Here is an 11,531-nt window from a genome sequence, read left to right as displayed (position 1 = left end):
ACGAAGTCAGCCACGGAAGCGCTGAACAGGGCCGGTACGAAAGAGCTTGCGGCAGCGAAGACGGAATGGCAGAAGGCTAACCCGGATAAAACGCCTACGCAGGACGATATCGTTCAGCAGCTGTACCAGACATCCTATAACAAAGCGATGCTGGACAGCGGCAAGGGTACGGGCGGGGCGCTTCAGCAGGGCATCAGCGCGGCAACGGCGGCCGTCTCGGCGCTGGCGGGCGGCAACCTGTCGGCAGCGGTAGCGGGCGGCGCGGCGCCGTATCTGGCGGAGCTTATTCATAAAGCGACCACCACGAAAGATGCGAATGGCAAAGAAGTGGTGAACGTCGAGGCGAACCTGATAGCGCACGCGGTGCTGGGCGCGGCGGTTGCGCAGGCGTCGGGCGGTTCGGCGCTGGCGGGCGCGTCAGGCGGTGCGGCGGGCGAGTATATCGCGCAGCAGCTTTATCCGGGCGTTGACCGTAAAGACCTGAGCGAAGAGCAGCGTCAGACGATAAGCGCGCTGGGCACGCTGGCGGCGGGTCTGGCGGGCGGCCTGGCAGGAGACAGCGCGGGCAGCGCGGTGACGGGCGCTCAGGCCGGGAAGAATGCGGTTGAGAATAATGCGCTGAGCGGCAAAGATGCCCAGGAGAAAAACAGCATTGAGCTTGCACTGTCAGAAACCGGACTGGCCCTGCACCCAAGAACGTCTGAAGAAGTGGCTGCACTGGAAGAGCGACACGATCAGCTAACTAAACTTGACGCCGAAGTAGATAAGTATGTACAAGATGCCTGTTCTCAGGGACGGGCATCGCCCGCCTGTCAGGATGCGAATGCTTTAGCACAAGGTCTGCAAGATAGTTACAGCGGTTATCTGGGCAGGCTAACGTATAAAGAGCTGAATCGCGAAGATTACGCTAAAGTCAGCCAAATAGTGGCGAACACTTCAGCTGATAAATGGGATTACGCAATAGAAGGCTACGCGAAATCACAGAATATCAGCTATCAAGAAGCGAAAGACAAGTTCGCGCTGGCCATCAATATCAACCAAGCGGCAGATATTGCCGGGCTATTGTATGGTTTGAAAGGAAGCGAGAGTGGAAAAGCAGGAATAAGCAGCACTGCGGCTTCGACGATGAAGCAGGTGCTATCAAAGTATAATGACTTTAAGCAGAATATTGCCAGCAGTACGAAGGGTAATAATGATGCGATGGCAATGGCGGGTGCGGGGAATCTTAACGTCTTCTCATCGGGTAAAGAACTGGGGACGAACGTAAATCTGTCCACGGGGACTAGAGGTGGCAAGGGGAGCCCAATACCAGTTAAAGATCCCGTAACTGCAAGTAATGGCCTAAATTATCAGTCAAATCCAAAGCATACAATTAATCCACCACGTAACGCAGGTATCGAGCCGAAAACTCTTTAAGTCTTTTTGAAAATTCAGTTTCAGTTAATGCTAAAAACCAAAAGGCGCGCTACACCATGGATGATAGCGGACATATACACCAATTCATGCCAGACAATACTGGGAACTGGCACTGGGCAGGTAGCACAGCAGATAAAAGAAATCCATTAACTTTGCCAAATGATGTTAAATCTGCATTGAAAAAACAACAAGGTTGGAAAATTAAATAATTATTGGTGATGATTTCTTTAAAATTGCATTTCAACTGGAGTTTATGGTTTCTGATTATTCATCTCCAAGCGGGATGTTCAATTTTGTTATCAATGAAAAACTGATCCCAGGTGAGAGTGTTGCTGTCGATCTTTATGTAGCAATATCTTTTTTAAAGGACAGTGTAAATAGTGAGGTGATTGAAAGTGCATCGGATATTGGTAATATTGTTTTAGATGAGTTGGATTTTTCAGAAGGAGCACCAGAAGGTATAATCTGGCTCGATACTGGAGTTGCAGAAATAAGTGGTCGAGGTTACTGGTTTTATTTAGGTTTCAATGGAAATGAGGAGCGACTCATTTTCACTACGGATGCAGGTAAAAGTTATCAAGAAGCTCGATATGCAAGAGGAACGGTCAAGAAATTGATTGATAGTTTACCTAATTCTGAGGATGTGGAAATTATCAAAAGAAAGGAAATGATTTTTCTTACCGATTTAAAAATTTAATACATTAAACATTACGGTTGATAATGACTGGCTGAACGTGCAGGAAGCCGACAGAAAAAACAGCTGGAAACGAACGCAACTATCTGAAACAGGAACTGACGCTGGCTGAAGCGAAAGATCTGGCGACGATTAATGAGACAGATAACGCACGTGATGAACCGCCAAACAGGAGTGATTAAATAATGATCTCATGGGAAGATTTTATAAATGCTCTTGGCAAAGAAGAAAACTCTTCAGAGTTCTTAAATCTTTGTGGAGCAATAGGAGAGATAGCAGAAATCTCAGAGGATTCTGAAGAGTATAATGATCCTGTTAGTAGAACGAAGTATTATAAATTCTTTCTTTCAGGTATAGAGATGGGATTTAGACATAATATTCTTAATCATATTCATTTTTATTTTGATAATGCTGATGGGTTCTCGACTTTTAAAGGGTCTTTACTTTTTGGAATAAATATTGAGAGCACTGATAAATTAATTCATCAAAAGCTGGGTGAGCCAGTTAGTTGTGGTGGTGGAAAAATGGATATGCTGATTGGTTATATAAATAAATGGGTAAAATACCAATATAAAAATTATGCTCTGCATCTACAGTTTAATCAGCTTAATAAATTGTATAGATCAACTTTGATGAAATAATACGAACCCCAGCACCTGCGGCTGGGGTTTTTACTTTATAACCAATCAGATACCTCAAGATTACCGCAACTCAATCACCCCGTCCGGGATCTTACAATAATATTGCGTCGGGGCTTGATAAGGCGCTGAATGGTGCAGGGATTGAGATAGATACCCCACCTGTTACCGACGGCCCCTTCAATCGTTGAAGTACGCGACGAGGCTGCAAGATCGCGCTATTCGAACATGGCACTGAATCAGCAACGTACGGATGACGCTGGCAGCAAGACCGAAACGTTGCCGGTTAATGACTACCTTACAGGCGGGAAATTGATAAATCCTGCTCAGGAAGAAAGTAAAGGAACGTGGCTGGCAACACCAGATCGATCAGTGGAACAGGCCGCAAGCAATACCAGGAATACTGAAGGTGCGCCGGATACAGGCGGAAGCAGTACGGTAACGCCGATCCCTGAGCAGAATAAGGATGATCTGGCTTATGCCGCAGAGAGTTATGAGCCTAATAAAAGTGCAGTTGGTAATATAGGCGAGTTTTCCAAACAGCCTGGCTTTGGTAGTGAAGTCAAAGAATTATCTAATAAAACCAGTAAATGATATCAAGGGCAAAGTGTCTATAAAGCAAATAAGTCAATTGGTGATTTCATCAAAAAGGGTGACCAATTCTATTTAGATGCTAAGCACAAGGATTATATAGAATTATTTGATAGTACAGGAACAAAAGTAAAAGCAGTGCTCAACCTTGATGGTTCGTTTAATGATGCAAAAATTAAGACAGCAAGAGCTGAAGGAAGAAGGTTACCGAAATGATTGATATCAGTGCGTTGGATAAATTTAAAAATGCTTATTTAGAACTGTTGGATAAAAAGATGGAGCTGGATATTAATAAAGAAGAGCTTTATTTAGAAGTCGATTATTCTATTGTTGATAGTATACAGCATGATATAAATAATCTTAATTTAACTATCAATCTCTTCTTGGATGCAAAAAGAAATAACGACGAATTAGCTATACAGGCGGCCTTATTGCGTATGTCAACTTTTTTATCAAGTGTTTCTGGAGTCCTGGAGCAAACAAGAGGAGATATTGATCGTTTCGTTTTTGCTCCAGATGTGGCTGAATTTCCTGAAAACTATAAGATTCCAGAGCATTACAACTACTTTATTAAATAATCCGCCCTTAACCGGCTGGACAGCTCGGTTATCGCCTCCACGGCCACGGCGGACAGGAACATACTCGACACCGTCACGCTGAGCTAGAGTGATATCGAAAACCACGCGGAGGACAGCGTGGAGCATGTGGGAGCGGGTATCAGCACCGGCGGCACGCTTCTCGACCAGTTCAAAGGCAACATGGCCAACGGCGTGCTGGCGGGCCTGAACAGCTCGGACTCGGTAACAGAGGTGGTGAAGAACAGCGCCGGGTGGAGACGGTGCTGGCGGTGGTGGATATCGGCCTGCAGGTCAGCGATATCGTCAGGACCGAGGGTAAGATAGCGGCGACGAAGTCAGCCACGGAAGCGCTGAACAGGGCCGGTACGAAAGAGCTTGCGGCAGCGAAGACGGAATGGCAGAAGGCCAACCCGGATAAAACGCCAGCGCAGGACGATATCGTTCAGCAGCTGTACCAGACTGCATACAACAAAGCGATGCTGGACAGCGGTAAAGGAACGGGCGGGGCGCTTCAGCAGGGCATCAGCGCGGCGACGGCGGCAGTCTCGGCGCTGGCGGGCGGCAACCTGTCGGCAGCGGTAGCGGGCGGCGCGGCGCCGTACCTGGCGGAGCTTATTCATAAAGCGACCACCACGAAAGATGCGAATGGCAAAGAAGTGGTGAACGTCGAGGCGAACCTGATAGCGCACGCGGTGCTGGGCGCGGCGGTTGCGCAGGCGTCGGGCGGTTCGGCGCTGGCGGGCGCGTCAGGCGGCGCGGCGGGCGAGTATATCGCACAGCAGCTTTATCCGGGCGTTGACCGTAAAGACCTGAGCGAAGAGCAGCGTCAGACTATCAGCGCGCTGGGCACGCTGGCGGCGGGTCTGGCGGGCGGCCTGGCAGGAGACAGCGCAGGCAGCGCGGTGACGGGCGCTCAGGCCGGGAAGAATGCTGTTGAGAATAACGATCTGTTTAGTCTGCCTTCGGGAATAGCCAGTTACGGCAATGCAACTTCATCCCTGGGAACCTCAATGACAGAAGCCGGAGCAACAGCGGAAGAAGTCAACGCGGCGCTGAGTAAAAATGCGAAAGGTGATTTACCGGAAGGACAGAATCCGACCAGAGGACTGTTAACGGCGTGGGGTGCGGGGATGACAACAGTTGCTGCACCATTGCTATTGCCAGCTACAGCCACTGTGGGAAGTGTTATTGGTGCGGGAGCAATAGGTGGCTCAGCGAACGTGTTTAACCAGTTGAGCAGCGAAGATCCTTTCAGCGCTACTGATGCACTTATTGCGACAGGCGTGAGTGCTTTAACTCAGGGTAAAGGGTTCTGGTTCACTGAAGTTGCAAGTGTCACTGGTGCTTATGCGGGAGCGAAGTTGCAGGGGAAAGATGCGCTTCCGGCAGTAGTGGGTGCTGGCTTTGGTACTGCTGTGGGGGCTGCTGGAGGTAAAACTGTAGAAATTGGAAATAAATATTTCCCTCTGGTCTCAGATAAAACAGCTGGTTTAGCTGGGGCTGTGATTGGTTCTGGATCCTCAGAAGTAGCTGGTTCTGAAGTTCAAAAACAGTTGGAGAATAAAAAATGAAATATACCATGGCAGCTATAAGATTAATGTTTTTTTTCTTTTTACTGACAACATTAACTCTATTTTTTATTAGAATAGGTATAGCTATTATATTTTTCATTAAAAATGGTTATTTTTATTTTGAATGGGTGGGAAATATAATCGATTCGTTAAAAAGAGGCGCCGTCATTGGTTCAGTTTTAGGTATTGGTGTTTTATTTTTATCGAACCTAAAAAATAAATAAAAAAAGATACATCCTCAAGCCCATAAAGATTTAACCAAATCTTCGATAAGGAGAAAGAGCAGCGCCGGGTGGAGACGGTGCAGGCGGTGGTGGATATCGGCCTGCAGGTCAGCGATATCGTCAGGACCGAGGGTAAGATAGCGGCGACGAAGTCAGCCACGGAAGCGCTGAACAGGGCCGGTACGAAAGAGCTTGCGGCAGCGAAGACGGAATGGCAGAAGGCTAACCCGGATAAAACGCCTACGCAGGACGATATCGTTCAGCAGCTGTACCAGACATCCTATAACAAAGCGATGCTGGACAGCGGCAAGGGTACGGGCGCGGCGGGCGAGTATATCGCGCAGCAGCTTTATCCGGGCGTTGACCGTAAAGACCTGAGCGAAGAGCAGCGTCAGACTATCAGCGCACTGGACACGCTGGCGGCGGGTCTGGCGGGCGGCCTGGCAGGAGACAGCGCGGGCAGCGCGGTGACGGGCGCTCAGGCCGGGAAGAATGCGGTTGAGAATAATCTTCTGTCAAATAAGCATGGTGTTGAAAACCTTGATGCCAAAAGCCGTGCTCTTTATGAAAAGTTAAAGGCTGCCGGTATCGGTGGTATGGATGAGCTTCAGGAGCGATTTACTGCCTGCGATGACGGAGAGTGCGAACGAGCGGTTCGTAATGAATACCGTCAGCAAGAGAAAGTGGCAGGAGAAAAGCTAATTTCAATGTATAAATCCGGGGCGCTGACCGCAGATGATTTCAATCTGCTGGTAACGGATTACGCCAATACAATGCTGGCAGGCGCAAAAGAAGGGCAGCTTGACTCTGATTATAAAGGATTCCTGGGGGATATTTACTCACAAACGGGCATTGACTGGACGCCTATGGGCGTTATCAGCAACCCTTACGTTGCAGCGATTAAAGGCAGCCAGCAAATCGCAGAATGGAAGTCACAGGGGTTAAGTGACGAAAAAATTCACGACCTGGCGCTTAAAAATGATGTTATTTCATCAGCGCTATCACCTGTTGACGTTAATGGCGTTATGAACTTGCTGGACAATGGGGCATCCGGTCAGGATATCATCAAGTTTGCATCAGGGGTTGCGTTTAATAAAGTATTACAAAAGACGCAGGCAGTTCATCCGAAAGACGTTAATGAGAAAGGCAATAACCTGACGCATATTGATAATGTGGCAGATAAGGCACAAAAGGAATTAATAGAAAACATTAATGGTTTCACATCAAAGAATCAGGCAACTAAAACTGCAACGATGGTAGCAGCATACGATCCAATGACAGGGAGAACGGCTGTAGGAAGCAATAATGCAAATGTAAATTCTGAGTCTTTACATCCGGTCACAGTAAAGTATATTGAAGATAAATTGGGCGTCAAAATAGGCGAATTTACTAGTTTTTGTAAAAATAAAGCGGGCGCGTGTGCAGAAGTTTCTGCTGCGGATCAATTGGTGAGAAATGGTTCAGACCCTTCAAATATCAAGTTTACTGAAGCTTTAAGACCAAGAGATGTATGGGGTAAGGACCACATACCATCAAGTGCTATAATTCCACAGTGTTCAAATTGTCAGGTCACATGGCCAAAAGGGAAATAACTATGAATACATTAAATATAGATTGGAAACCAGAGTTTGGAACCATTTTTACATGGTTTTCCATGGATAAGGCAGGAAGAATTGCTGTGATGGTAAATAATTGCTTTGGCGATTTGCCAAAGGCATTGCTTATCAAAAAGGATATTGAGTTCTTATTGGATGCCATGAATGAGTATATTTGGGAGGAGTCAGCGCTCCATTTACCTTATCCGAAAGAAAAAAAAGGTTCTTTTGAGCTGGATTTATATTCTTCATGGCGTTATGGGCAGGGTGAATCCAGGGAGAATATAACAGCAGGGCTTAAAAAAGATTTCGAATGCTCAGGTCGATATAGTGATGCTAATTTATCTATTAATAAAGGTTTTTTTCAATACCATGCAGTTGAGGGAAGCACTGAGGGAGAAGACTATCCTGTCGGTTATGAAGGTGAAAGCAAAATGGGGGACTACTTTAGATTTTTGATTCCAACTATATATGCATCCATTGAAGATTTTCCATTGGAATTACGGCATGCTGTCGCCGTTTCAAATGATATTGATTTCACTGAAAAACGGCTGATTGAGAACGACAAGATTAATCATTATTTTCCAAAATGTTATAGCAATTAATACAAATATTAAGCTCTGGTAGATGCCAGTTTGGCAGCAATTTAATTGCAAAGCAGTTTTATCCGGGCGCCAACCGTGAAAACCTGAGCGAAGAGTAGCGTCAGACGATAAGCGCGCTGGGCACGCTGGCGGCGGGTCTGGCGGGCGGGCTGTCAGGAGACAGCGCGGGCAGCGCGGTGGCGGGCGCTCAGGCCGGGAAGAATGCGGTTGAGAATAATTTTCTGGGTGACACCTCTTCCGAGCGGCTTGAAGCCGCGAGACAGAAACTGCTGGCCGGAGATCGATCTAAAAAGGCTGCCCGAGACCTTCTGAATCTGGAAAGTACAGACGAACGTAGTGATGTTCTGCTGGAACGGTATAAACGTGATCCTTCTCTTCTCTCGACTGAAGAAAAAGCGGAACTCCAGACCTATTTGCAGGTTTACGCTTATGAAATGATGCAGACTCAGAGCGCTGAGATGACTCAGCAACTGGTTAATAGTCTGCTGTCCGGCGGCGATTATGTAAAACGAGGGACTGATACTGAACTTCAGAGAACTGCTGAAAGTATTTTAGGAGGCTGGTCACTTCACGAATCTCAGGCGGAAATTGGTACTCCGGCATTGCTTGCGATATCGGGTCCGCTGGGTTCAACTCTCAGAGGCGCTACGGTTCCTGGCGGTGCGTATCAGCTTGGAACAGGAGCCGGACAGCTGATCGCAGGTGATGATCTCTGGGTAGCCGCAGGGAATATGGTATCGGGTGCACTGGGAATGTCGGCTGTTGCGGGTAAACCGGCAATATCAGTTGTTGATAACGTTGTGAAGGGAAGTAGCCAGACAGGAAAAAATGAAGCGCTTCTTATTAAAGATGCCAGTAAGCAGCTAGATGAATTCATAAATTCTTTTTCTGATAGCAAGTATAAACCAGCAACAGCTATTGGTGCGGTAGATCCATTAACAGGAAAAATAGTGACGACGTCTAATGGAGTAGTGCCTACAGTCATTGCCCCAGAATTGCAGGCTTATGCAGATAAATTAGGTGGGTTAGGAGTAAAAACCACTTGCGGGAACACATTAGGCCGTTGTGCAGAATTTAGAGCCGCAAATGAGCTTTTATTAGCGAATCCGAATCTTAAAATTAAAGATATCCAGTTTACTCCTGCGATTCGGCCAAGAACAGGAGAAGTTGTTCCCCGTTGTGAGAACTGTGAAAACATATTTGGTGCTGAAAAATGACATATATGGATGAAGAATTTTTAGAAAATGATTTGGATTGGTTTTTATCCTGTGGAAATGGAGAGATAGCTCACTTTGCAACTGGGGGCAAAGGCCCCGTCCCTGAAAAAATCAGAGAGTCAGTGGCTAAGTATGAAGCAATCTATGATTACTTTTATTCATTGGAATCGTTGTCTGATGTGAAAATAATTGATAAAAACCTGCCTGAGTTCTTAGGCGATGAGCAGCGCGTCCGTTATTTGAAATCATTTATTGAAATATCGCAAAGAGGACTATATAGCTTTGACTATAGAAATGGAGAATATAAATTAATAGCCATACCTCAGCATCCATTGAAATATAGTGATTTGCCAGATAACATAAAAAATATTATTTATGTCTCATCTGGAGATATAGCCTCGGAAGAATGAACTCCATTAAAATACGATCCCAAATTTACTTTGGGATCGTATTATCAGCCCTTACCCAAAATGCCCTCTGCTGCGCTTAAACTTCGGCTCAGCACAGGTGCTGTGCATCGCGCCGGGAAACGCCTTAAGCCACTTAGCCACCTTCCGGCGGTTAATGGGCACTACGCTCAGATCTTCGACGCAGCCCCACAGCTCGCGGGTGTCTTGGGTGGTGATAACGATGCAGTCCGGCGTCTCCTGTTTCTTAAGTGTTACCCTTTTCGAACCGCGATGTGGAAAATGCGAATCCGGGTCTTGAGCAAATCTTCGATAAGGAGAAAGAGCAAAACCGGCTGAAGGCGGCGCAGCTGATAGCAGAGATCGGGTCGCAGGCAGCGGATATAGCGCGGACGGAAGGCGAACTTCAGGGCCTGAAGAAGGCGCGGGAGAAATATCCGTCTCTGAGTGCCGGAGCGCTGCGTGAGACGCCGGAGTACAAAGCTGAAATGGCGAAGTACGGCACAGGGAGCAGTCTGCAACAGGGTATCCAGGCGGCGACGGCGGCGATACAGGGGCTTGCGGGCGGCAATATTGCTCAGGCGGTCAGCGGCGCGGCGGCGCCTTATCTGGCAGAGCAGATTCACATACTGACGGAAGGCAACCCGGAAGCGAAAGCGATGGCCCACGCGGTTGTCGGGGCGGTAGCGTCGTATGCGTCGGGCAACAGCGCTGTTGCAGGCGCAGCGGGCGCGGTCAGCGGTGAGCTGATGGCGCAGCTGGTGATGAAGGCGCTGTATCCGGGCAAAGCGGTCAGCGAACTCACGGAAACCGAGAAACAGACCATCAGCGCGCTGGGAACGCTGGCGGCAGGTCTGGCTGGCGGTATCACCGGTGACAGTACGGCAAATGCCGTGGCGGGGGCGCAGGCCGGGAAGAATGCGGTTGAGAATAATTACCTCAGCGATACAGATATCAAAACTTTTACTAAGAAATATGCCGCTGCGAAGACCGACGAAGAAAAAGAAAAACTGGTTAAAGAGCTGAAAGAGAAGGATGCAGAGCAGCAGGCTAAAGCGCTTGCAACAGCTATCCCGATCAAAGAGCAGAAAGCAGAATTTGAAAAGCTGAAAGCGCTGGGCGCATCACCGGAGTGTAATAACCAGTGTCAGCAGTTAGTGAAGTACTCAGTGTCGCAACTGGAGCCGGTTGCAAACGACACTGAGCTGCACAGAGATAATCTGAATAAAGCGGTACTTGCGTCGGTTATAATGGCGTTCGCTACGGACAGGCCGTCGCCAGTAAAAGGGAAAACACCTCAGAGTACAGCCGCAGCAGTCGGTAAGGCAGAAACGTCCGCTATAGATGATATTGTTAAGGGGAGCAGCCAGGCAGGAAAAGTACCTGCTTATGTGAAAGAACCTTCTTTTAATCCAGCGGGTACAGCAGGTGCGGCTCAGCCGTGGACTACGAAAGGGCGTATAAATTATGTGCAGCTTCCAACGCAAGGGAAAATAAGGTTTGTTCCAGACAGTAATTATTCTCCCAGTAATCCATTGCCTCGGGGACCTAACAATGGTTATGTTGACAAGTTTGGTAATGAATGGGTAAAAGGGCCATCACGTACAGCGGGGCAGGCATTTGAATGGGACGTTCAGCTCTCACCAAAAGGTAAAGCTCAGCTTGGGTGGGCAACAAGAGATGGTTCTCATTTAAATATATCTCTGGATGGAAAAATTACGCATAAATGATTAAGGTACATATTTATGGATGACAGAATTAATTTTTATCAAGAGGTGAAAATATCTCATGACTGTAAAGAAAAAAACAAAAAATATGCAGGAAAGAAAGGTGGTGTTATGGGGATTAGTGAAGAGGCAGGGGTAATTTATGGGTACTCAATAAAGCTTTATGAAGAAGAATATCTTTTATCTTTTGATAAATGTGAAGTTATGCCTACAGGTAAGCAACTTACGCAAGATGATTTTTATTAATTAGAAATCCCGGCCACCGAGC

At 47.2% G+C, this 11,531-nt stretch carries 14 protein-coding genes and 2 pseudogenes; 15 read left to right on the top strand and 1 reads right to left on the bottom strand.

Annotated elements, in window-relative coordinates:
* From ACETPC_RS10390 to ACETPC_RS10330, 13 genes and pseudogenes are all read left to right on the top strand, one after another.
* The coding region (locus ACETPC_RS10390) for a VENN motif pre-toxin domain-containing protein (RefSeq protein ID WP_380181047.1) at window positions 1-1,416 on the top strand (1,416 nt) is incomplete at its 5' end.
* A 56-nt stretch (window positions 1,417-1,472) separates the two neighbouring features.
* Window positions 1,473-1,625: a hypothetical protein gene (locus ACETPC_RS10385; RefSeq protein WP_380181045.1), complete on the top strand. Its 153-nt coding sequence runs from the start codon at window positions 1,473-1,475 to the stop codon at window positions 1,623-1,625.
* Complete coding sequence (locus tag ACETPC_RS10380) at window positions 1,622-2,113, top strand: hypothetical protein (RefSeq protein ID WP_380181071.1); 492 nt, start codon at window positions 1,622-1,624, stop codon at window positions 2,111-2,113. Before ACETPC_RS10385 ends, ACETPC_RS10380 begins: the two co-directional genes overlap by 4 nt.
* Window positions 2,114-2,295: 182 nt before the next feature.
* Entirely contained in the window at window positions 2,296-2,751 is a 456-nt protein-coding gene (locus ACETPC_RS10375) for a hypothetical protein (protein WP_380181043.1), read from the top strand.
* 225 nt (window positions 2,752-2,976) lie between these two features.
* Entirely contained in the window at window positions 2,977-3,342 is a 366-nt protein-coding gene (locus ACETPC_RS10370) for a hypothetical protein (RefSeq protein WP_380181041.1), read from the top strand.
* A gap of 209 nt (window positions 3,343-3,551) precedes the next feature.
* Window positions 3,552-3,917 carry a hypothetical protein gene (locus ACETPC_RS10365; RefSeq protein WP_380181039.1) on the top strand — a complete coding sequence of 122 codons (366 nt, stop codon included), beginning with the start codon at window positions 3,552-3,554 and terminating at the stop codon, window positions 3,915-3,917.
* Between the two features lie 251 nt (window positions 3,918-4,168).
* Window positions 4,169-5,488: a VENN motif pre-toxin domain-containing protein gene (locus tag ACETPC_RS10360; RefSeq protein WP_380181037.1), complete on the top strand. Its 1,320-nt coding sequence runs from the start codon at window positions 4,169-4,171 to the stop codon at window positions 5,486-5,488.
* Window positions 5,485-5,712, top strand: a complete 228-nt coding sequence (locus ACETPC_RS10355; protein WP_380181035.1) for a hypothetical protein — start codon at window positions 5,485-5,487, stop codon at window positions 5,710-5,712. Before ACETPC_RS10360 ends, ACETPC_RS10355 begins: the two co-directional genes overlap by 4 nt.
* A 38-nt stretch (window positions 5,713-5,750) precedes the next feature.
* A pseudogene (locus ACETPC_RS10350) lies at window positions 5,751-7,304 on the top strand (VENN motif pre-toxin domain-containing protein); the annotation flags it as partial.
* 2 nt (window positions 7,305-7,306) lie between these two features.
* The gene (locus ACETPC_RS10345; RefSeq protein WP_380181033.1) at window positions 7,307-7,912 is read left to right on the top strand and encodes a hypothetical protein; all 606 of its coding nucleotides are present in this window, start codon (window positions 7,307-7,309) and stop codon (window positions 7,910-7,912) included.
* A 107-nt stretch (window positions 7,913-8,019) separates the two neighbouring features.
* A pseudogene (locus ACETPC_RS10340) lies at window positions 8,020-8,082 on the top strand (VENN motif pre-toxin domain-containing protein); the annotation flags it as partial.
* A 6-nt stretch (window positions 8,083-8,088) separates the two neighbouring features.
* Window positions 8,089-9,129, top strand: a complete 1,041-nt coding sequence (locus ACETPC_RS10335; RefSeq protein WP_380181031.1) for a VENN motif pre-toxin domain-containing protein — start codon at window positions 8,089-8,091, stop codon at window positions 9,127-9,129.
* Between the two features lie 5 nt (window positions 9,130-9,134).
* The gene (locus ACETPC_RS10330; protein WP_380181029.1) at window positions 9,135-9,539 is read left to right on the top strand and encodes a hypothetical protein; all 405 of its coding nucleotides are present in this window, start codon (window positions 9,135-9,137) and stop codon (window positions 9,537-9,539) included.
* 251 nt (window positions 9,540-9,790) lie between these two features.
* On the opposite strand, the gene ACETPC_RS10325 is transcribed toward ACETPC_RS10330, so the two are convergent.
* Window positions 9,791-10,204, bottom strand: coding sequence for a hypothetical protein (locus ACETPC_RS10325; protein ID WP_380181027.1), 414 nt, complete (start codon window positions 10,202-10,204; stop codon window positions 9,791-9,793).
* Between the two features lie 81 nt (window positions 10,205-10,285).
* On the opposite strand from ACETPC_RS10325, the gene ACETPC_RS10320 reads away from it, so the two are divergent.
* Window positions 10,286-11,266, top strand: a complete 981-nt coding sequence (locus ACETPC_RS10320; RefSeq protein WP_380181025.1) for a polymorphic toxin type 17 domain-containing protein — start codon at window positions 10,286-10,288, stop codon at window positions 11,264-11,266.
* Between the two features lie 15 nt (window positions 11,267-11,281).
* Window positions 11,282-11,509, top strand: a complete 228-nt coding sequence (locus ACETPC_RS10315) for a hypothetical protein (protein ID WP_380181023.1) — start codon at window positions 11,282-11,284, stop codon at window positions 11,507-11,509.
* The last annotated feature ends 22 nt before the right edge of the window (window positions 11,510-11,531 follow it).

Origin of the sequence: Pantoea sp. sgz302252, from assembly GCF_042610525.1 — a bacterium.
Lineage (GTDB): Bacteria > Pseudomonadota > Gammaproteobacteria > Enterobacterales > Enterobacteriaceae > Erwinia.
This window is presented reverse-complemented; position numbering and strand designations above follow the sequence as displayed.